A 20,158-nucleotide genomic window follows, 5' to 3' on the forward strand; every position below is an offset into this window, starting at 1 on the left:
CGCTGCAGCAGACGGATCAGTCCTTCGCCCGGACCAGCCGCTCATGTCCGCTCTCCTCGAGCTCAGCGATGTCCGCATTGGCCTTGAGGAAGTCGTTGAAGGACTTGAAACCGATCGCCTTCTCGCTGAAGGAGGAGTCCATCCGGCGCATGTGGGACTTCACCGCGGAGGCGTGCAGCCAGTCGCTGTCCCCGCGGTCACCGAGCTGCAGAGCACGCTGCAGCAGCTGGGTCGCCGCCTCGCGAGGATCCTCGCCGGGATCCTCATCCTCCGCCTCCTCCGCGGCGTCGGCGGCCTCCTCCGCGGCGGCCTCGGCGGCGCGGGCCTTGGCATCGGCGTCGGCCGAGCGCCGGGAGCGGGTGCGCTGGCTGCCGCCCTCACCGCTGGCGGTGCCGGTGCCAGCGGCGGTGCTGGTGGTGTCACCAGAGCTCTGCGAGGCGGCGAGACTGCCTCCGCGTCGCGAGCGCGATCGCTGCGAGGCGACGGGTCGTTCCACACCCGGCAGGTTCTCGTAGGACTCGAACTCGTCGCAGGCCGCAGCCAGGGACTTCGCGGTGGAGCCCGCCACGCCCATCGCGATCACATAGCGGCCCAGGCGGCGGCAGCGCTGCGCGAGCGGGACGTAGTCGGAATCGCCGGCGACGATCACCACATGGGTGAGGTCGGGCATCAGGTAGAGGTCCTCGACCGTGTCCACGGCCAGGCGGATATCTGCGCCGTTCTTGGCATAGGCCGCGGCGGGGAAGAGCTGCACGAGGTCCACGGCGCGGGCCACCAGCTGGCTGCGGTAGATCGCATTGACCGGAGAGGACCAGTCCGCGTAGGCGCGGGTGAGCATGAGGGAGCCGAACGAAGCCGCATAGTCGATCACGGCGCCGACATCGACCGTCGCCTTCGCGAGCCGCTCGGCGATCTCGGGCTCGGTGGGGTCCTCGGCGATGCGCTGGCGGTCACGGCTGTACGCCTGCCGCCCATGCACTCGGTCGTACCAGGACATGACGATGTTGTCGAAGTCCAGATAGACGGCAACGCGGGAATCCTGTGAATCTGCCATGGGACCAGTCTGCCTGCTCTTTCAGGGTGCCTGCGACCTCAGGCGCCGCTCGGTCCACTCTGAATGCGCAGCGACTGCCGCCGGCGATGGACGGTCAGGTACTCCAGACCGTCCTCACCGGCCTGGAAGCCGCGCAGGGTGCGGCGGGGCAGCAGCGCGACATCACCCGTGCGCAGCGGCTCCTCGCCAGCCTCGGTGAGGAGGATGCCGTGACCGCGCACCACGTGGATGAGCGTGTCCACCTCCGCGCCGACATGGGCGGCGATGCTGTCGCCGGCGGGCAGACGGATCAGATTCGAGTCCAGCTCCCGCTCGGGTTCGGCGATGGACCAGACGGCGCCGCGGCGGGGCTGGTCGGACTGCTCTGCGGTGTTGGTGAGGATCGGCATGGTCCGAACCTACCCGCTGCGCCGCGAGGCGACCTCGACCAGCTCCGCGGCCGGTCCGCTGAGACGGCGCGGGCCGCTCCACACCGCAGTCAGGAGCCGGTTCAGCCGCGTGCCCGCGACCGGCACCCGGTGCAGCAGGCCGGCCTCGAGGGAGGACCGGACCGCGAGCATGCTCAGCACTGCCGGCCCCGCCCCCGAGGCCACCGCGACCCGCACCGCCGCATTGCTGCCGAGCTCCAGGACCGGAGGGGTCAGCGCCGCGTTCGGCAGCAGCTCCTCGAAGGCGTCCCGGGTACCGGAGCCGCCCTCTCGCACCACCAGAGGGGTCCGGGCGAGTTCGGCCGGGTCCAGCGGCTCCATGCCCCGCGACCGCTCGGCCCAGGGGTGCTCGGGGGCGACGACCACCACCAGTTCGTCCTCCCGCAGCGTCTTCGCGTTCACCCCGCGCGGCAGATGAGGGGTCTCCACGAAGCCCAGCTGCAGGTGCCCGTCGTGGACGCCTGCAAGCACCTGGGTGGAGTTCAGCACCTCCAGATCCACGCGCACGCGCGGGCTCAGGCGACGCAGTTCGGTGAGCCAGGCCGGCATCAGGTGCTCGGCGATCGTCATGCTCACGCCCACCCGGAGCTCTCGGGCGTCCCCATCTCGGCTGTGGCGCAGCCAGGCGGAGAATTCCTCCGCTGCCTCGAGCAGCTCCCGGGCATGGGCCGCATAGAGCAGCCCGGCCGAGGTCGGCCGGGAGCCGCGAGCGCCGCGCTCCAGCAGCGCCGTCCCGGCCTGCGCCTCGAGCTGGGCGATCATGCGGCTGGCATTGGGCTGGTGCATCTTCAGACGACGCGCACCCGCTCCGAGCCCGCCCTCGTCGACGACGGCGAGGAACAGCGCGAGGGCCTGCAGGTTCGGAAGGGCATCAGGCATATCAGAATCATATGCCGGGATCGCGAACTGCTGTCTACCGGGCGTTCACCGGAGGTGGGAAGGTGCATCTCATGTCCCTCAGCACCACATCCGCTCCCCCGCTCCAGCGTCACTCCCTCTGGCCCGGGATCGTGGTCTCCCTCGCGGTAGCGGCGGTGTCGATCCTGACGTCACAGGCGCTGCCGGGTGTGAGTGCGCTGATCATCGCGATCGTCGTCGGGATCCTGGTCGCAAATTTCACCACCCTGCCAGCCGCTCTCGCCCCGGGGATGTCCTTCGCCGCGAAGAGGCTGCTGCGGGTGGGGATCGTGCTGCTGGGTCTGCAGGTGGCGCTCGGCGATCTGCTCGCCCTCGGCGCCCCGATGCTGGCCGTGGTGGTGGTCGTGGTCACCGGCGGGACCCTCGGAACCGTGCTGATCGGCCGGGCGCTCGGGGTCGAGAAAGGGCTGACGATCCTGGTGGCCTGCGGCTTCTCGATCTGTGGGGCCGCAGCGGTGGCGGCCGCCGCGGGCGTCACGGACCCCGAGGAGAAGCACGAGCAACGCACGATCACGGCGATCGCCCTGGTGGTGCTGTGCGGCACGCTGATGATCGCCGCGGTCCCCGCCGCCGCGGCGCTGCTGCAGCTGGAGCCCGAAACCGCCGGGCTCTGGGCAGGCGCGTCGATCCACGAGGTCGCACAGGTGGTCGCCGCCGGCGGCGCGCTCGGCGGCGCGGCGCTCACGGTCGCGGTGATCGTCAAGCTCGCCCGGGTGCTGATGCTCGCCCCCGTGATGGCCGTGCTCAGCCTGCAGCAGCGGCGCGAAGGGGCGGCCGACGGGAAGCGCCCGCCGCTGGTGCCCCTGTTCGTGCTCGGATTCCTGGCGATGGTGCTCCTGCGCTCCTTCGCCCCTCTGCCCGGCGGGTTCCTCGAGGTGGGCGCCCTGCTGCAGACCGCCCTGCTCGCCGCGGCGATGTTCGCTCTCGGCACCGGGGTGAAAGTGCGAAATCTGCTCCAGGTGGGGCCTCGCCCGCTCGCTCTCGCCGCATTGTCCACCCTGCTGGTCGCGACGCTCGCACTCGGAGGGGTGCTGCTGGCCGCTTGAGGCTCGAAAGGCCCGCATCTGCGCATGTATCATCGACTTCATGACGCAGATGCGAGTTCGTGACGCCGCGACCTTCCTCGGGGTCAGCGAGGACACGGTCCGGCGCTGGATCGAGAAGGGGACACTCGCGGCAGGCTCCGATGACGCGGGCCGGAAGGTTCTCGAGGGCACCGAGGTGGCGCGCCTGGCACGGGAGCTGGCGGTGTCCCCGGAGCTGCATGGCGCGACGACCTCCTCCGCCCGCAACCGCTTCGTGGGCCTGGTCACGAGCGTCGTGATGGACACCGTGATGGCGCAGGTCGAGCTGCAATGCGGTCCCTTCCGCGTGGTCTCCCTGATGAGCAGCGAAGCCGCCCGGGAGCTGGGCCTCGAACCCGGCACGGTGGCCACGGCCGTCGTGAAAGCGACCCAGGTCGTGGTCGAGACGCCGTGAGGATCCGCGCCCGGCTGATCGCCACAGCGGCAGGGATCGCCCTCCTCGTCGCAGGCTGCGGGAGTGCCCTCGTCTCGACCGGCGGGGCCGATCAGCCCACCACCCTGCAGGTCTTCGCCGCCGCCTCCCTCCAGGAGCCCTTCGAAGAGCTCGGCGACCAGTTCGAGTCCGAGCACGAGGAGGTCGCGGTGGAGTTCAACTTCGCCGGCTCCTCCACCCTGGTCCAGCAGATCCAGGAGGGCGCCCCGGCGGACGTCTTCGCCTCCGCGAACTCCTCGAACATGGACAAGCTCGTGGCCTCCGGACTCTCGGGCACCAACCCGGTGGACTTCACGACCAACACGCTGGTGATCGCGGTCCCGGCGGGCAACCCGGCCGGCGTGGCCGGCCTGGATTCCCTCACCGGGGACGCTCTGAACCTCGTCGTCTGTGCGCCCGAAGTCCCCTGCGGTGCGGCGACCGAAGCCATCGAGGAGGCAGCCGGGCTGGAATTCGCGCCGGTCAGCGAGGAGCAGTCCGTCACCGATGTCCTGAACAAGGTCACCAGCGGTGAGGCGGATGCGGGCCTGGTCTATGTCACCGACGCGAAGAAGGCCGGAGCAGCTGTGGCGAGCATCGAGTTCCCCGAGGCTGCGAGCGCTGTGAACATCTACCCGATCACCACGGTCAAGGACGCCGGCAGCGCGGAGCTCGGCCGGGAGTTCCTGGACCTCGTCCGGAGTGAGACCGGCCAGGAGATCCTGGCCGGATACGGGTTCGCCGCACCATGAGATCCCTCCCCCGCTGGATGCTGATCCCGGCCCTGCTCGGCGGGCTGTTCGTGCTGCTGCCGCTGGTGTCGATGGCGCTGCGTGTGCAGTGGGGCAGCTTCGGTGAGCTGATCAGCAGCGAGTCCTCGCTCGCAGCGCTGCGGCTGAGCCTGCAGACCTCGACGATCAGCGCCGCGCTCTGCGTGCTGCTGGGCGTGCCGATGTCACTGCTGCTGGCTCGCGCTGAGTTTCGAGGGCTCTCGCTGCTGCGCTCGGTGGTGCTGATCCCGTTGGTGCTGCCGCCGGTGGTGGGCGGTATCGCGCTGCTCTACACCTTCGGCAGACAGGGCCTGCTGGGCCAGCAGCTCGAGGTGCTGGGGCTCCAGATCGCCTTCTCCACCACAGCGGTGGTGCTCGCACAGACCTTCGTGGCGCTGCCCTTCCTGGTGATCAGCTTCGAAGGTACACTGCGCACCTCCGGCACCCGCTATGAGGTCGCGGCAGCCTCCCTCGGTGCCAGGCCCTCCCGGGTCCTGCTGCGGGTGACGCTGCCGCTCGTGGCACCGGCCCTGCTCTCCGGCACTGTGCTCTCCTTCGCGCGCGCGCTCGGCGAGTTCGGCGCCACGATCACCTTCGCAGGCTCCCTGCAGGGCACCACCCGCACGCTGCCGCTGGAGATCTACCTGCAGCGCGAGAGCGACCCCGAGGCCGCAGTGGCATTGTCCTTCGTGCTGATGATCATCGCGGTGCTGGTGATCGCGGCAGCCCGTCGGAGGGTGCCCGCATGAGCCTGTCCCTCCACGCCGTCGTCCCCGAGCGCGGGCTCGACCTCGAACTCACGGTCGCCGACGGCGAAACTCTCGCGGTGATCGGCCCGAACGGCGCCGGGAAGTCCACGGTGCTGTCCCTGATCTCCGGTGGCCTCCACCCCGCGAAGGGGCAGATCGTGCTGGACGGACGGGTGCTGACCGGCGAGGGCAGCTGGGTCCCACCCCACGCCCGCAAGGTCACCACCCTCTCCCAGGATCCGGTGCTGTTCCCCCACCTCACCGCGCTGGGGAATATCATCTTCGCGCTGCGCTCGCAGGGGGTGCCCCGGACCCGCGCCCGCCAGGGGGCCGAGCGCTGGCTCGCAGAGCTCGGCATCCCGGAGCTCGCGGACCGTCGGCCCTCACAGCTCTCCGGCGGACAGGCGCAGCGGGTCGCGATCGCTCGCGCTCTGGCCGCAGATCCCCGGCTGCTGCTGCTGGACGAGCCGATGGCCGCACTCGACATCGACGTGGCCCCGGCGCTGCGGGAGCAGCTGGGTCGCTTCCTGGCCAGGCGCACGGCGATCATCGTCACCCATGATGTGCTCGATGCGCTGACCCTCGCGGATCGGATCGCGGTGCTCGAGGATGGTCGCCTGGTCGAGCAGGGACCGACGCAGGAGCTGCTGAGCCGTCCCCGCTCCGCCTTCACCGCCCGATTCGCGGGACTGAACCTCGTCAGCGGACGCTGGGACGGCCGCGCCGTGGTCCTCGCTGACGGCGCCCGACTGCCGGCAGCTGCTGCGCACCACCCAGGCGACCAGGTCCATGCCGCCTTCCGTCCCGCCCAGGTGACGCTGGTGGAGACGGGCGGCCTCCCGCGCACTGTGCGCTCCCTCGCCCCCAGCGGAGACTTGGTGCGGGTGCGCACCGATGACCTCTCCGCAGATCTGCCCCCGCAGGAGATCGCCGCACAGCGGCTCGAGCCCGGGGTGTCCGTGCGCCTCGAGGTGCCGTCTGCGGCTGTGACAACCTATCGGGCATGATCGATCTGCGAGCCCTGCACCGCGAGCTCCGGGACCGGCACGGCCCACAGGGCTGGTGGTGGCCCGGCGAGGAGCCCTTCGAGATCGCCCTCGGCGCGGTGCTGGTCCAGCGCAGCCGCTGGGAGCAGGCCGCCTCCGCGATCGCGGCACTGCGCGGGGCGGGGCTGCTGGACGCCCCGACGCTTGCAGCGGCCGATGAGGAGACGGTGCGGGAGCTGGTCCGGCCCGCTGGCTTCCCGCGCACGAAGCCACGCCGCGTCCAGTCGCTCGCCCGCTGGTGGGCGGAGCACGCCGCGACGGCCCGGACGCTGAGCGACGAGCAGTTGCGCAGCGAGTTGCTCGGCATCGAGGGTGTCGGGGAGGAGACCGCCGATGCGCTCTCGATGTACTGCTTCGGGCGGCCCGCATTCCTCTGCGATGAATACGCCAGGCGCGTGCTGGGCGACCGCGGCGCGGAGGTGCCCGGCAACTATCCTGCGTTCCGACGGGCCCTCGCCCCGGCGCTCTCCACCGCAGGGTTCGAGGTCTCCGAGCTCGCCGAGCTGCACGGACTGATCGTCGAGGAGGGCAAGGCCAGAGGACGGAATGCCTCCGCTCAGGTGGTCGAGCGGACCGCGAGTTCGGGACGGAGCACCACGGACTGATCGGTCTCCCGCCCGGCGATGAGGTCCAGCAGCAGCGTGGCCCCGAGCTCGGCGAGGCGCCGGCCCGGGTTCACGACGGTGGTCAGCGAGATGGTGTCGTCCGCTGCGGAGGCGATGTCGTCGAAGCCGATCACGGCAACGTCCTCCGGGACCCTCACGCCCTGCCCCTCGAGCTTCTTCAAGGCACCGAGAGCCATCAGGTCGCTGCTGGCGAAGAGCGCGTCGAAAGGCGTCTCCGATGCCAGCAGCGCGGCTGTCTCCCGTTCCCCCGAGGCGAGGGTGAAGTCTCCGAAGGAGAGCCATGCGGGCTCGATGCCGGCGTCGGCCAGCTCCTTCTCGAAGCCCTCGCGTCGATCCACCGCCGCGGGCATGTCCTGCGGACCGCAGATCATCGCGATCCGGCGGCGTCCCCGCTCGATCAGGTGCCGCGCGGCCAGGCGGCCGCCCTCGACGTTGTCGAGATCCACGAACGAGGCGGTGAGCCCCTCGGGAGGGCGGCCGATGAACACCACCGGCACCGCCGCCTCCGTCAGCACCTCGACGGAGAGGTCTCCCTCGTGGTGGGAGACCACCAGCAGACCGTCGGCATGCCCGCCGCGCAGGAATCGCCGGGTACGGGCGTGATCCTCCGGGCTGGAGAGCACCAGCAGCAGCTGCTTGTCGCTCGCCTCCAGCCCGGCCGTCACTCCGGAGATCGCGCTGACGAAGAACGGATCGGTGAACACGCGGGATTCGTGCTCGGGAACGATCAGGGCGACCGCTCCGGTCTGCCGGCTGGCGAGGCTGCGAGCGGCGTTGTTGGGTACATAGCCCAGCTCCCGCACTGCGTCCTCGACCTTGGCGACCTTGTCCCGGCGCACCTGGACGTCACCGCGCACCACCCGCGAGACGGTCGCGCGGGAGACCCCCGCGAGCAGGGCCACGTCCTCCAGGGTCGGGCCCCGATCTTCCAGGCTTCCCATGGCCCCTCCGCTTCTCATCCCTTGACTGCGCCAGCCATGATGCCACCGACCAGCTGCTTGCCGACGATCATGAACAGCAGCAGCAGCGGGACCACGGAGATCACCACACCGGACATGATCAGCGAGTAATCCTTGAAGTAGGAGGCCTGCAGCTGCTGCAGCGCCACCGGAAGGGTGAGGCTGTCGCCGCGCAGGATGATGAAGGGCCAGAAGAAGTTGGTCCACGAGCCCACGAAGGTGAACAGGAACAGCATCGCTCCGGCTCCGCGGGCAGCGGGCAGCGCGACGTGCCAGTAGGTGCGCATCAGGTTGCAGCCGTCCATGCGGGCTGCCTCGATGAGCTCGAACGGCAGGGCGTCCTCGAGGTACTGGGTCATCCAGAACACGCCGAACGCGGTGACCAGGCCGGGGATGATCACGGCTTTGAGGTCGCCCACCCAGCCGATCTTGGCCATGATGATGAACAGCGGGATCACGCCGAGCTGCACCGGCACGGCCATCGTGGCGATGACGAAGACCAGCAGGCCCCGCCGCCCCCGGAAGCGCAGCTTGGAGAACGCGAAGCCGGCCAGAGTCGCGAAGAACACGACCGACAGCGAGGTCACCGTCGCGACGAAGATCGAGTTGAGCATCGCCGACCAGAAGTTGATGTCGGAGGTGATCACCTTGCCCAGGTTCGACAGCAGGTTCCCCTGGGGCAGCAGGGAGGGCAGCGGATTACGGGCGATGGCGCCGGCGTCCGAGGAGGCCAGCAGCAGCGCGTAGTAGAGGGGGAAGAAGGAGATCACCAGGACGATGCCCAGGAGGACGTAGTTCCACCAGTGCGGGCGGGCGTCGGCCCCTCCTCCGCCCTTGAGGCGACGGCGTGCGGCCCGGGCCGCGCCCTTTCCGGCGAACTGTTCGATGGCAGCGGTCGATTGCATGGTCATTGCTCCTTACCGCGAGCTCTTGGCGGGGCCGCCGGCATTGGCGATCCGGCGGGTGATGAGGAAGTTGAGGACACCGAAGACGAGGATGATGAGGAAGAGCAGCCAGGCGACCGCCGAGGCACGTCCGAAGGCGAGCTGTGGACCCCAGCCGAGCTCATAGAGATACATCGTCAGAGTCATCCATTGGCGGGAGGCGCCGCCCTGCCCGCCGGTGTCGAACATGCGGGGTTCGTCGAAGATCTGCAGACCGCCGATCGTGGCGGTGATCACGACGAAGACGATGGTGGGACGGAGCATCGGCACAGTCACGTACCAGAAGCGCTTCATCCGTCCGGTGCCGTCGATGATCGCGGCCTCGTAGATCTCGCGCGGGACCGCCTGCATAGCGGCCAGGAAGATCAGGGCGTTGTATCCGGTCCAGCGGAAGTTGACCATGGTCGCGATCGCGACGTGCGAGGCGAGAGCGTCCGAGTGCCAGCCGACGGCGGGCAGGTTGATCGCGGTCAGCGCACCGTTCACGATCCCTGAGCCGTCGGCGAAGATCTTCGCGAAGATCAGCGAGACGGCGACGGGGGCGACCACGAACGGCACCAGCACACCCATGCGCCAGAAGGTCTTCGCACGCAGGTTCGCATCGAGCACATAGGCGATGAAGATCGCGGCGACGACCTGCGGCACCGAGGACAGGATGAAGATCGAGAAGGTGTTGCGCAGTGCCTTGTAGAAGCTGTCGGTGCCCAGCACGAACTCGAAGTTCGCCAGGCCCACGAAGTCGCCCTGGCCGCGGATGAGGTCCCAGTCATGCAGGGACACCCAGGCGGTGTAGAGGATGGGGAACAGCCCCGTGATGATGAACAGCACGAAGAACGGGCTGATGAACAGGAACGGCGTGAACCGCACGTCCAGTCGCGTCAGGGCGGAGCGCCAGGCGGGTCGCTGGCGGTGCGGGGCAGGGCTCCCGCCCGAGGCGGGCGCGGCCGGGCCGGAGCGCTGCTCGGGCCGAGGGGTCGGGCGGGTCGAAGTGGTCACCGGGTTCCTTTCGGCAGGACTGCAGGCGATGGCGGCGGCTCCCTCGGGAGCGAGCCGCCGCCATCGCCTGCGGTCAGCGGGGTGGTCTGAGTCAGAGACCCAGCTCGTCGTAGGCCGCCAGTGCCAGATCCCAGGACTCCGCGGGGTCCATGCCGTCCACGTCCCACCGGGTGATCGCATCGGCGAGGACCGTGTTGATGACGAAGAAGTTCGGGCCCATGAAGGGCTGCACGTCGATCGCGGTCGCGCGCTCGGAGTAGATCTCACCGACGGGCGCGCTGTTGAAGAACTCGTTGACCGCGCCGGTCACGCCCTCGTCCGCAAGGGCGTCGACCTGGCTGGGGAAGGCGCCGACGGCCTGGAACGCGAGCACCTGCTGCTCGGGAGCGGTCAGCCAGATCGCGAGCTTCTTGGCTTCCTCCACGTTCTTGCCCTGCGACGGGACCGCGAGATAGGAGCCGCCCCAGTTGCCGCCACCGCCCGGGAAGACATCAGTGATGTCCCAGCCCTCGACACCGTCGGCGTTGCCGGCCAGCGGACCCATCATCCACGGCGGGCAGAGCATGGTGGCGAAGCCGTCGGACTGGAACGCAGCGGTCCAGTCCTCCTCCCACTGCTTGAATCCGGCGGAGATGTCCTTGTACTCGACGAGGAGGTCGTAGATCGCCTTGACATCGGCGTTGTCCTTGAGCGGGACCGGGGTGCCGTCGGCCGTCTCGTAGGGATGGGTCAGCTGCTGGACCATGCCGTTGAAGGTGCCGCCGGCACCGTCGAACCACGGGATGCCGGTCTCCTCGACGAACTGCCGACCGGCGTCGAAGTAGGTGCGCCAATCGCCGGTGAGCGTCTCTGCGAGCTCGGTGCGGTCAGCGGGCAGCTCGCTCTTGCCGATGAGGTCGCCGCGATAGGCGATCGCCTCGGGGCCGATGTCGGTGCCGTAGCCGATCAGCTTGCCGTCGATGGTCGCGGCTTCGGTCTTCCATTCCAGCCAGCGGCCCTCGACCGCCGGATCAGCGAGGTCCTCGAAGATGTCTGCGTACTCGGCGAGCTCGGTCCACCAACCGACCTCGACGCCTTCGACGTCCGCCAGGCCGGAGCCGGCAGCGAGCCCGGTCATCAGGTTCGCGCGAGCATCATCGCTGGTGGCGGCTTTCTTGTGGGTGATCTTGACGCCGGGGTTGGCCTCTTCGTACTTCGCGAAGAGGTCCTCGTATCCGAATTCGTTGAAGGTCGCGACGGACAGCGAGATCTCGCCGCCTTCGCCGCCGCCCCCACCTCCGCCTGAGTTGTTGCTGCAGCCGACGACTGCTGCGGTGGCGGCGGTGGCCGCGGAGGCTGCCAATGCAGTTCTGCGCGTGATCTTCATGATGAACTCCTTCGTCCGGTTCCAGCTGTCACAGTCTGAGAGCGCTCTCACGGACCAGCCTTCTGAGAGCGCTCTCAGTGGGGATGTGAGCCACAGTACACGAGAGCGGAGGATCCAAAGGTCTCAATACGGTATCGCCCTGTTGCCCCCACCTCTCCCGCCCTGCCGCGCCCGACCCTCTCGTCCTGCCGCGCCTGCGTCGCTCGCCCTGCCAGCCTCCCCACAGCGCTCGCACGTCTGGAAGGATCGGGCCATGACGCTCCTGGACTCCCGCCTCCCCCTGGTCGCCGCGCCGATGGCGGGCGGACTCTCCACCCTCGCGCTCGCTCGGGCCGTCTCCTCGGCGGGCGCGTTCCCGTTCCTGGCCGCCGGGAACCTGACCCCGCAGGCGCTCGCAGCGGATATCACCGCCGTGCGGGGGCTCGGCATCGCCTTCGGCGTGAACCTCTTCGTGCTGCCGCCGCGGGAGATCGACGAGGAGTCCTTCGCCGCCTACGTCGAGGAGCTCGGCGCGGACGCCGCCCGCGCAGGGGTGGAGCTGGATCCCGTGCCACGGCGCGACGACGACTTCTTCCACGAGAAGCTCGCCCTGCTATTCGACGACCCGGTGCCGGTGGTCTCCTTCACCTTCGGCCTGCCCGCCGCGGAGCAGATCGCCGCCCTGCAGGCGGTGGGAACGACCGTGCTCGCGAGCATCACCGATCCCGAGGAGGCGCGGGCCGCAGCGCAGCTCGGCGTCGACGGCCTGGTGGTGCAGGGGCCGAGCGCCGGTGGGCACAGCGCCACCCACGATCCCTCCCGCACCCTCGCGCCACTCCGCACAGAGGACCTGGTGCGGCTGGTGCGCGACGCCGTGGACCTGCCGCTGCTGGGCGCGGGCGGGGTGGATGGCCCCGCCGCCGTACGACGGATCCTCAGCGCAGGCGCCGAGGGCGTGGTCAGCGGCACGATGCTGCTGCGTACGGAGGAAGCGGGCACCTCTGCCACGCATCGGGCGGCGCTCGCGGAGCGTTCCTTCCGCGAGACGGTGCTGACCCGCGCCTTCACCGGGCGGCCCGCCCGCTCGCTGCGCAACGACTTCGTGGACCGTCATCACGCCACCGCGCCGACCGGCTATCCGCAGGTTCACCACCTCACGCGCGAGCTGCGCCGCGCCGCGGGGGCGGCTGGCGATATGCAGAGCCTCCACCTGTGGGCCGGGACCGGGTGGCGCAGCGCGCCCGAGGGATCCGCGGCGGAGGTCATCACCTGGCTCGCGGAGGGGGTCTGACGGCCAGGCCGCCACCCCCACCCGGGCAGTTCCGGGCCGCGCCGTGCCCGGGACAGCAGAAGGGCCCCACCTCACGGTGGAGCCCTTCTGACGAGTCACTGTCTCACGGTTTCTCGAGTGGAGCTAAGGGGATTCGAACCCCTGACCTCTTCCATGCCATGGAAGCGCGCTACCAACTGCGCCATAGCCCCGTATCGGGTGCCGCCCGCAGGCGACTCGTCGATATTACCCCGCTCCGCAGCTCATATGAAATCGGGAGGCAGGTTGTGTGACACCAACCTCATCAGCCCGTTCGCCGGCTCCCCGACAACTGGTTCGAGCACGGAACGGTGACAGTTCTCGAGCCCCGAGAGGCCCCGGAAACCATTCGTGTCCAGGCCCAGCAGCGCTGTGATGCCCAAGGTGATCGCCGCGCCGTGGGCGACCACCATCACGGTGCCGCCGACGTGCTGCGCGACCAGCTCGCGGCAGGCAGCGGCCACCCGCTCCCCCACCACGGGACGGTCCTCGACCTCGAGCCCGAGGACCGGGCGGTGGGCACGCCAGTCGGCGTGCTCATCAGGCCATCGCCGCCTGATCTCCTCCCCGCGCAGCCCTTCCCAGAGTCCGAAGCCGCGCTCGAGGAAGGCCTCGTCGGTGGCGACGTCGAGACCGCTGTCGCGGGAGATGATGCGAGCGGTCTCCAGCGCACGTTCGAGCGGCGAGGCGACGATGACGTCCGGCGGATTCTTCGCCACCGATTCCGCGAGCGACTCCGCCTGGCGCAGGCCGGTCGGGTTCAAGGGGATGTCGACCTGGCCCTGCAGACGGCCCTCACGGTTGTAGTCGGTCTGTCCGTGGCGCACCAGGATCAGACGAGCACGGGGCTGCCTCACTCCGGGCGGCCCTCGACGATCTGCAGATCCAGGACGGGCGCGTCGCGCCACAGTCGTTCGAGCGCGTAGAAGGCGCGGTCCTCGGCGTGCTGTACGTGCACCACGATGTCTCCGTAGTCCAGCAGCACCCAGCGGGCATCACGCTCCCCCTCGCGGCGCAGCGGCTTGCGGCGGCGCTCCTTCAGCAGCGCCTCCTCGATACCGTTGACGATGGCGGAGACCTGCCGCTCGGAGTCCCCGCTGCACACGAGGAAGACGTCGGTGATCACCACCAGCTCGGAGACATCGAGGCCGATGACCTCCTCGGCGAGCTTGTCGGCGGCGGCCTGGCCGGCCACCCGGGCGAGGTCGAGAGATTCTTCAGGGGCGCTCACGCGGACATGTCCTCCGGGACGGAATGGGTGACGAACAGATGATCGAGCAGGGCGGTCTCCGAGGCGGAGGCCGCGCCGGGGCCGATGACCCCGGTCAGCATCAGGGCGAGCAGCACGATGAAGGCGACGGCGATGAGGGCCCACACCAGCCACACCAGCGCACGCCCTCCGGAGCGCTCCGGACGATGGAGCACCTTGCCGTCGAAGCGGGGCGCGGGGCGCGGCTCCGGCGCCTCGGCGACGGAGAGCTCGCCGAGCTCCACCCCGTCGTGGTCATGGGTGAGCGTGCTCACCGGGTGGTCGTCGACGGCCGCAGGCACAGCAGGATCTGCGTCCGGGCTCCCGGTCGTCTCCCCCGCGGCGAGAGCCGGCGCAGGGGCCTCGCTGAGCTCGATGATGCGGGCACGCCGGCCGAACTTGCGCAGAGCGGGCACAGCCGCCCCAGCGGTCGGCGGTGCGACGGCGCCACGCACTCCGGGTGCCGCCTGCTGCTGTGCGGGTTCCATCGCGGCACGGGCCTCCAGGGCGGCGCTCTCCTCGGGGCTCAGCTCCCGGGCGCGGCGTCCGCGCCGCGGAGTGGTCTCCGGCTCGGTCATCGACCGTCACCTCCTGTGTAGAGGGCGTACTTGTTGATGTATTGGACGACGCCGTCGGGCACCAGGTACCAGACAGGTGCTCCGGCCGCGACCCGGGTGCGGCAGTCGGTGGAGCTGATCGCCATCGCGGGGACCTCGATCAGGGTGACGCCGTCCTCCGGCAGCCCGGAGGTGTCGAGCTCGTGGCCGGGCCTGGTGACTCCGACGAAGTGGGCGAGGTCGAAGATCTCCTCGGTGTCCTTCCAGGTCAGGATGTTCTGGAGGGCATCTGCACCGGTGATGAAGAAGAGATCGGCCTCAGGCTGCTCACGATGCAGATCCCTCAGGGTGTCGATCGTGTAGGTCGCTCCCGGCCGATCGATGTCGACCCGAGAGACGGTGAACACCGGGTTCGCCGCGGTCGCCACCACCGTCATCAGGTAGCGGTCCTCGGGATCCGAGATCTCTCGATCCGCCTTCTGCCAGGGCCGACCGGTCGGCACGAAGATCACCTCGTCGAGCGCGAAGACGCTCTGGACCTCGCTGGCGGCGACGAGGTGGCCGTGATGGATGGGATCGAAGGTCCCGCCCATCACGCCGATCCGGCGTCGCTGCAGCTCCACCGGGTCAGTCGTCAGAGCCGGTGGTGTTCTTCTTGTCCAGGCTGCGGTGATGCGCGCCGCCGACGAGCCAGGTGAGGCCCAGCAGCGACATCAGGATGATGAACATCCCGATACCGACCGCGGGGGCGGGGAGCCCCTCGCTGGCAAGGGTGCCGGACTCGGCAAGGATCATGAGCTGATCAGTCATGTTCTTGATGACCTTTCCACGGGTGACCGAGCCATCATCCCACAGCAAAGTGCGCGCTCATGCTCCGGCGCGCATGATGGGAGTGGGGTCACGGCCGCACCTGCCCCTGGCCCACCACCAGCCATTTGCTCGCGGTGATCTCCCGCAGCCCCATCGGCCCGCGGGCGTGGAGCTTCTGGGTCGAGATGCCGATCTCTGCACCGAAGCCGAACTCGCTGCCGTCGGAGAAGCGGGTGGAGGCGTTCGCCATCACCACCGCGGAGTCGACCTCGTTCAGGAACCGCTGCTGGCTGCGGGCGTCGCGGGTGAGGATCGATTCCGTATGGCCGGTGGAGTGCTCCCGGATGTGGGCGAGCGCCTGGTCGAGATCCTCGACCACCTTCACCGCGAGCTCGAGCGCCAGGTACTCGGTGTCCCAGTCCTCCGCGACGGCCGGGATCACCTCGGCCTCGGTGCCGGCCGCGGCGAGGATCTCGGAGGCTCTCTCATCGGCGTGCAGGCGCACGCCGGCCGCGGCCAGAGGTGCCGCAAGGCGTGGCAGCGCCTGCTCGGCGATGTCCTGGTGGACCAGCAGCGTCTCGAGCGCATTGCACACCCCGATCCGCTGCAGCTTGGCATTGGCCACGATGTCGACCGCCTGGGCGAGGTCGGCGCTCGCGTCGACCAGCACATGGGTCTTCCCGGTGCCCGTCTCGATCACCGGGACCAGGGAGTTCTCCACCACTCTGCGGATCAGACCGGCGCCGCCGCGCGGGATCAGCACGTCCACCAGCCCGCGGGCGCGCATGAGCACGTCCACGCCCTCGCGGCCGTGCTCGTCGATCCCGGTGATCAGAGCCTCGGGGAGATCATGATCGACCAGCACCGAGCGCAGCACCGCGATCAGGGCGGTGTTGGAGTGGAGGGCGGCCGAGCCGCCGCGCAGCACCACCGCGCTGCCGGCCTTGAGCGCCAGGCCTGCGGCATCGACGGTGACATTCGGCCGTGCCTCATAGACCATGCCGATCACGCCCATCGGCACCCGCACCTCACGCAGCTCGAGGCCGTTCTCGAGGACTGAGCCGCGCACCACCTCGCCGATCGGATCAGGCAGAGCCGCCGCGTCCCGCAGCTGCTCGGCGATCGCCGCGACCCGCTCGGGGTCCAGGGCGAGCCGGTCCCGGAGCCCGGGGGCGATACCGGAGGCGTCGGCCGCTGCGAGATCCCGCGCGTTCGCGTCCACAACCTCTGCGGCCCGCTCCACCAGCGCGTCGGCCATGGCCAGCAGCACCCGGTCCTTGGTGCCGCGGTGCAGGCGCGCCAGCGCCGGCTGTGCGTCCTTCGCGGCGCGGGCTGCGGCGAGGACTGCGGTGGTCACAGGAGATTCCATGCCTGGAGTCTACGAGCGCCGCACCCCTTCGGTCAGGTGCCGTCCGACCAGCAGACGCCGTCTCCGACCCCCATCGTTCAGAGCATCACCAGCTGGTCACGGTGGATGGCGGGGCGGCGGAACCTCTCCCCCAGCTGCTCACGGGCCTCGTCGGTGCCACGGCCGGCCATCACCCGCAGCTCGTCGCTGCTGAAGGAGGCGATCCCGCGGGCGATCACCGCACCGTCCGGGGCGATCACGTCGACCGGGACTCCGGCCGGGAAGGTGCCCTCGACGCGCGAGATGCCGACGGCCAGCAGCGAGCGGCGGCGGCTGCGCACGGCTTCTGCCGCGCCCTCGTCCAGGTGCAGGGTGCCCGCACCTCGGGTCGCGAAGCGCAGCCAGACCAGACGGGAGCGGCGACGGCCATGGTGGGCGGGGAAGAAGGTGCCCACGTCCTGCCCCTCGATCGCGGCGGAGAACTGCTCGGCGGAGGTCATCAGGGCTGCGGTTCCGGTGGTCGCGGCGAGCTGCGCCGCTGAGAGCTTCGTGACCATCCCTCCCGTGCCCACCTTCGAGCCCACCGGACCGATGTTCACCCCGGCCAGCCGTGCCACGTCGTCCACCTGGGCGATGCGCTCGGCGCCGGGCTCTCGCGGCGGCGCGGTGTACAGGGCGTCTACGTCGGTGAGCAGGATCAGTGCGTCGGCGCCCAGCAGCTGTGCGACCAGCGCCGCGAGGCGATCGTTGTCGCCGAAGCGGATCTCGTGGGTGGCGGTGGTGTCGTTCTCGTTGACGATCGGCACCGCCCCCAGGTCCAGCAGCGACTCGAGGGCGCTGCGCACATTGCGGTAGGTCTGGGGGCGGATCACATCGGACTCGGTGAGCAGCACCTGACCGGTGATCAGATGGTGCGCGGCGAAGGCGCTCGACCAGGCGCTCGCCAGCAGTGCCTGGCCCACGCTCGCGGCCGCCTGCTGGAGCTCGACCGCGGCGGGCCGCTCGGGCATTCCGAGCGGTCCCAGCGCGGCGGCGATCGCACCGGAGGAGACGATCACCAGCTCGGTGCCCCGGCCGGCCAGGGCCGCGGCGGTGTCGGCGATCTGTCGGATCCGGAGCTGGTCGAGGCGTCCACGCTCATCGGTCAGGCTCGAGGAACCGATCTTGACCACGATCCGACGGGCCGTCGCGAGCGTCTCCCGAGAGGTGAGCCGCTCCGGTTGGCGCAGCTCGGCGGTGCTCACCGGGCCTCGTCCTGCGAGGCGGGGTCGGCCCAGTGACCGGCCCGTCGCTCCTCCTCCATCGCGGAGATCCGCTGCATCCTCGCCTCGGTGCGGGCGCGCTGCAGCTCCCGCTTCGTCTCGCGGGTGGGACGGGAATGATCCTCGAACCGGTCATCGGTGCCGCGGCGGCCCAGCATCTCGGCGCCGCCGACCATCGTCGGCTCCCAGTCGAAGACGACCGCGTCCTCCCCGGGACCGATCAGCACCGTCGAGCCCGCGACCGCGCCCGCGGCGTACAGCTGATCCTCGACGCCGAGCTTCGCCAGGCGGTCGGCGAGGTAGCCGACGGCCTCGTCGTTGGTGAAGTCGGTCTGACGCACCCAGCGCTCGGGCTTGTCCCCCTTGACGCGGAAGGCGGTGTGCCCGTCGTACTGCTCGGTGACCACCTCGAAGCCCTTCTCGTCGACTGCCTTGGGGGTCAGCACGATCGGGGCGGCCTCCGGCTCGGGGAGCTGTGCTCGCGCCTGCTCGACCAGCTCGCCGAGCACGAAGGACAGCTCGCGCAGGCCCTTGCGGGAGACGGCCGAGATATCCAGGATCGGGATCTCGCGCTCGGCGAGCTGCGCGCGGACCATGTCGGCCATATCCGCCCCATCGGGCAGATCCGTCTTGTTCAGCACCACCACGGTGGGCCGCTCCATGAGCGGCACCCGGCTGCCGGCCTCCTCGTCGAGGCTTGCTGCGTAGGTGGCCAGCTCGTTCTCGATGGTCGCGAGGTCCCCGACGGGGTCGCGATCCGATTCGAGGGCAGCGGCATCCAGCACGTGCACGATGACGTGGCAGCGCTCGATATGGCGCAGGAAGTCCAGGCCCAGGCCCTTGCCCTGGCTGGCTCCGGGGATGAGGCCCGGGACGTCGGCGATCGTGTAGCGGTGCTCCCCTGCCTCGACCACGCCGAGGTTCGGCACCAGGGTGGTGAAGGGGTAGTCGGCGATCTTGGGGCGGGCGGCGCTCATCGCGGCGATCAGGGAGGACTTGCCGGCGCTGGGAAAGCCCACCAGCGCGACGTCGGCGACCGTCTTCAGCTCGAGCACCAGGGAGCGCTCCTGGCCGGGCTCGCCGAGCAGGGCGAAGCCCGGGGCCTTGCGCTGGGCGGTGGCCAGTGCCGCATTGCCCAGTCCCCCGCTGCCGCCGCGGGCGGCGACGAAGCGGGTGCCGATGCCGATCATGTCGATCAGGACCGTGCCGTCCTCGGCCGTGACCACGGTGCCGTCGGGGACCGCGAGGATGAGGTCCTCGCCGCCGGCGCCGTGCCGCAGATCGCCCTTGCCGAAACCGCCGCTGGTCGCCTTCTGATGCGGCTTGTGGTGGTACTCCAGCAGCGTGGTGGTCGAGCCGTCGACCTCGAGGATCACATCGCCGCCGCGACCGCCGTTGGCACCATCGGGACCGGCCAGGGGCTTGAACTTCTCGCGACGGATCGAGGCGGCGCCGTTTCCGCCCGATCCCCCGGCGACCTGAAGCTGGACGCGGTCGACGAATGTGGCCATGGGTTCACTCCGATGATGGTGAGAAAAAGCATCGAGGGGCGGAGCGTTCGGCTCCGCCCCTCGAAGGACGCTATGTGCCCCGGGATCCGGGGCGAGCGATCAGACCGTCTCGACGATGCTGACCACGCGACGGTCGCGCTTGCGACCGAATTCGACAGTGCCCGCGGTGAGCGCGAACAGGGTGTCGTCGTTGCCGCGACCCACACCGTCACCGGGGTGGATCTTGGTGCCACGCTGGCGCACGATGATCTCGCCTGCGCCGACGTTCTGGCCGCCGAAGCGCTTGACGCCGAGGCGCTGGGAGTTGGAATCGCGCCCGTTCTTGGAGGAGCTGACGCCCTTCTTAGATGCCATCTGGGATCAATCCTTGTCTGTTCGGGGGATCGCTCAGGCGATTCCGGTGATCTTCAGCCGGGTGAGCTCCTGGCGGTGGCCCTGGCGCTTCTTGTAACCGGTCTTGTTCTTGTAGCGGAGGATCCGGATCTTCTCGCCGCGGAGGTCTTCGACCTTCTCGGCGGTGACCTTCACCTTGGCAAGCTCGTTCTGTGCGGAAGTGACCTTGTCACCGTCGACCAGCAGCACGGGAGCGAGATCGACGCTGTCGCCAGCCTCGCCTGCCACGCGGTTGATCACGATGGTGTCACCGACCGACACCTTCTCCTGACGACCGCCTGCGCGGACGATTGCGTACACCACGTCAATGCTCCATCTTGTGAATCGAATTCGAGACATGCTCCCTGCCGGGTGTCATCGCGGACCTGCGACCGTCAACCGGACCTG

General features: G+C 69.8%; 24 protein-coding genes and 1 tRNA gene. 7 read left to right on the top strand and 18 right to left on the bottom strand.

The features are described from left to right. Positions 1-16 precede the first annotated feature (16 nt). Genes ACT3T9_RS15105 through ACT3T9_RS15115 form a run of 3 tightly spaced genes read right to left on the bottom strand, consistent with a single transcriptional unit; the run spans position 17 to position 2,361 of the window. Entirely contained in the window at positions 17-1,054 is a 1,038-nt protein-coding gene (locus ACT3T9_RS15105; RefSeq protein WP_442332184.1) for an NYN domain-containing protein, read from the bottom strand. Positions 1,055-1,092: 38 nt separating this feature from the next. Beyond that, complete coding sequence (locus ACT3T9_RS15110) at positions 1,093-1,443, bottom strand: cupin domain-containing protein (RefSeq protein ID WP_442332183.1); 351 nt, start codon at positions 1,441-1,443, stop codon at positions 1,093-1,095. Positions 1,444-1,452: 9 nt separating this feature from the next. Next, complete coding sequence (locus ACT3T9_RS15115) at positions 1,453-2,361, bottom strand: LysR substrate-binding domain-containing protein (protein WP_345079451.1); 909 nt, start codon at positions 2,359-2,361, stop codon at positions 1,453-1,455. A 71-nt stretch (positions 2,362-2,432) separates the two neighbouring features. Here ACT3T9_RS15115 and ACT3T9_RS15120 point away from each other — a divergent pair, with 71 nt between their 5' ends. From ACT3T9_RS15120 to ACT3T9_RS15145, 6 genes are read left to right on the top strand one after another with little or no spacing between them, the layout of a single operon-like run. Beyond that, positions 2,433-3,446: a YeiH family protein gene (locus tag ACT3T9_RS15120; protein ID WP_442332182.1), complete on the top strand. Its 1,014-nt coding sequence runs from the start codon at positions 2,433-2,435 to the stop codon at positions 3,444-3,446. 40 nt (positions 3,447-3,486) lie between these two features. After that, positions 3,487-3,879, top strand: coding sequence for a TOBE domain-containing protein (locus ACT3T9_RS15125; RefSeq protein WP_442332181.1), 393 nt, complete (start codon positions 3,487-3,489; stop codon positions 3,877-3,879). Next, positions 3,876-4,649 (top strand): molybdate ABC transporter substrate-binding protein, encoded by a 774-nt coding sequence (modA, locus tag ACT3T9_RS15130; RefSeq protein ID WP_442332180.1) that lies wholly within the window; start codon positions 3,876-3,878, stop codon positions 4,647-4,649. Before ACT3T9_RS15125 ends, modA begins: the two co-directional genes overlap by 4 nt. Continuing rightward, on the top strand, positions 4,646-5,416 hold the full coding sequence (locus tag ACT3T9_RS15135) for an ABC transporter permease (protein ID WP_444606934.1): 771 nt from the start codon (positions 4,646-4,648) through the stop codon (positions 5,414-5,416). The genes modA and ACT3T9_RS15135 overlap by 4 nt, the downstream gene beginning before the upstream one ends. Next, positions 5,413-6,423 carry a sulfate/molybdate ABC transporter ATP-binding protein gene (locus tag ACT3T9_RS15140; RefSeq protein ID WP_444606935.1) on the top strand — a complete coding sequence of 337 codons (1,011 nt, stop codon included), beginning with the start codon at positions 5,413-5,415 and terminating at the stop codon, positions 6,421-6,423. Before ACT3T9_RS15135 ends, ACT3T9_RS15140 begins: the two co-directional genes overlap by 4 nt. After that, positions 6,420-7,067 (top strand): endonuclease III domain-containing protein, encoded by a 648-nt coding sequence (locus ACT3T9_RS15145; protein WP_444606936.1) that lies wholly within the window; start codon positions 6,420-6,422, stop codon positions 7,065-7,067. The genes ACT3T9_RS15140 and ACT3T9_RS15145 overlap by 4 nt, the downstream gene beginning before the upstream one ends. Here ACT3T9_RS15145 and ACT3T9_RS15150 read toward each other — a convergent pair. The 4 genes from ACT3T9_RS15150 to ACT3T9_RS15165 form a co-directional block, all read right to left on the bottom strand. After that, a complete protein-coding gene (locus tag ACT3T9_RS15150; RefSeq protein WP_444606937.1) occupies positions 7,019-8,029 on the bottom strand; it encodes a LacI family DNA-binding transcriptional regulator in 1,011 nt (336 codons plus the stop codon). The genes ACT3T9_RS15145 and ACT3T9_RS15150 overlap by 49 nt on opposite strands. Before the next feature lie 14 nt (positions 8,030-8,043). After that, a complete protein-coding gene (locus tag ACT3T9_RS15155) occupies positions 8,044-8,952 on the bottom strand; it encodes a carbohydrate ABC transporter permease (RefSeq protein WP_444606938.1) in 909 nt (302 codons plus the stop codon). A gap of 12 nt (positions 8,953-8,964) precedes the next feature. Beyond that, the gene (locus ACT3T9_RS15160; RefSeq protein WP_345079428.1) at positions 8,965-9,987 is read right to left on the bottom strand and encodes a carbohydrate ABC transporter permease; all 1,023 of its coding nucleotides are present in this window, start codon (positions 9,985-9,987) and stop codon (positions 8,965-8,967) included. Between the two features lie 91 nt (positions 9,988-10,078). Beyond that, entirely contained in the window at positions 10,079-11,353 is a 1,275-nt protein-coding gene (locus tag ACT3T9_RS15165) for an ABC transporter substrate-binding protein (protein ID WP_444606939.1), read from the bottom strand. A gap of 253 nt (positions 11,354-11,606) precedes the next feature. On the opposite strand from ACT3T9_RS15165, the gene ACT3T9_RS15170 reads away from it, so the two are divergent. Next, the gene (locus ACT3T9_RS15170) at positions 11,607-12,623 is read left to right on the top strand and encodes an NAD(P)H-dependent flavin oxidoreductase (RefSeq protein WP_444606940.1); all 1,017 of its coding nucleotides are present in this window, start codon (positions 11,607-11,609) and stop codon (positions 12,621-12,623) included. 118 nt (positions 12,624-12,741) lie between these two features. Here the strand turns inward: ACT3T9_RS15170 and ACT3T9_RS15175 are convergent. From ACT3T9_RS15175 to rplU, 11 genes are all read right to left on the bottom strand, one after another. Beyond that, positions 12,742-12,814, bottom strand: a tRNA-Ala gene (locus ACT3T9_RS15175). 51 nt (positions 12,815-12,865) lie between these two features. Then, complete coding sequence (locus tag ACT3T9_RS15180) at positions 12,866-13,498, bottom strand: histidine phosphatase family protein (protein ID WP_441444612.1); 633 nt, start codon at positions 13,496-13,498, stop codon at positions 12,866-12,868. Continuing rightward, on the bottom strand, positions 13,495-13,872 hold the full coding sequence (gene rsfS, locus ACT3T9_RS15185) for a ribosome silencing factor (protein ID WP_441444613.1): 378 nt from the start codon (positions 13,870-13,872) through the stop codon (positions 13,495-13,497). Before rsfS ends, ACT3T9_RS15180 begins: the two co-directional genes overlap by 4 nt. Next, positions 13,869-14,468 carry a hypothetical protein gene (locus ACT3T9_RS15190; RefSeq protein WP_444606941.1) on the bottom strand — a complete coding sequence of 200 codons (600 nt, stop codon included), beginning with the start codon at positions 14,466-14,468 and terminating at the stop codon, positions 13,869-13,871. The genes rsfS and ACT3T9_RS15190 overlap by 4 nt, the downstream gene beginning before the upstream one ends. Beyond that, positions 14,465-15,040, bottom strand: coding sequence for a nicotinate-nucleotide adenylyltransferase (gene nadD / locus ACT3T9_RS15195; protein ID WP_442332188.1), 576 nt, complete (start codon positions 15,038-15,040; stop codon positions 14,465-14,467). The genes ACT3T9_RS15190 and nadD overlap by 4 nt, the downstream gene beginning before the upstream one ends. A gap of 34 nt (positions 15,041-15,074) precedes the next feature. After that, the gene (locus ACT3T9_RS15200; protein ID WP_441445483.1) at positions 15,075-15,257 is read right to left on the bottom strand and encodes a hypothetical protein; all 183 of its coding nucleotides are present in this window, start codon (positions 15,255-15,257) and stop codon (positions 15,075-15,077) included. An 88-nt stretch (positions 15,258-15,345) separates the two neighbouring features. After that, entirely contained in the window at positions 15,346-16,626 is a 1,281-nt protein-coding gene (locus ACT3T9_RS15205) for a glutamate-5-semialdehyde dehydrogenase (RefSeq protein ID WP_441445484.1), read from the bottom strand. Between the two features lie 77 nt (positions 16,627-16,703). Then, positions 16,704-17,849, bottom strand: coding sequence for a glutamate 5-kinase (gene proB / locus ACT3T9_RS15210; RefSeq protein ID WP_444502265.1), 1,146 nt, complete (start codon positions 17,847-17,849; stop codon positions 16,704-16,706). After that, positions 17,846-19,378, bottom strand: a complete 1,533-nt coding sequence (gene obgE, locus ACT3T9_RS15215) for a GTPase ObgE (RefSeq protein ID WP_441445486.1) — start codon at positions 19,376-19,378, stop codon at positions 17,846-17,848. The genes proB and obgE overlap by 4 nt, the downstream gene beginning before the upstream one ends. Before the next feature lie 99 nt (positions 19,379-19,477). Continuing rightward, the gene (gene rpmA, locus ACT3T9_RS15220) at positions 19,478-19,732 is read right to left on the bottom strand and encodes a 50S ribosomal protein L27 (RefSeq protein WP_299303813.1); all 255 of its coding nucleotides are present in this window, start codon (positions 19,730-19,732) and stop codon (positions 19,478-19,480) included. Between the two features lie 33 nt (positions 19,733-19,765). Then, positions 19,766-20,074, bottom strand: a complete 309-nt coding sequence (rplU, locus tag ACT3T9_RS15225; RefSeq protein WP_089063991.1) for a 50S ribosomal protein L21 — start codon at positions 20,072-20,074, stop codon at positions 19,766-19,768. Positions 20,075-20,158 lie beyond the last annotated feature (84 nt).

Source organism: Brachybacterium sp. AOP29-B2-41 (genome assembly GCF_052378395.1).
GTDB lineage: Bacteria > Actinomycetota > Actinomycetes > Actinomycetales > Dermabacteraceae > Brachybacterium.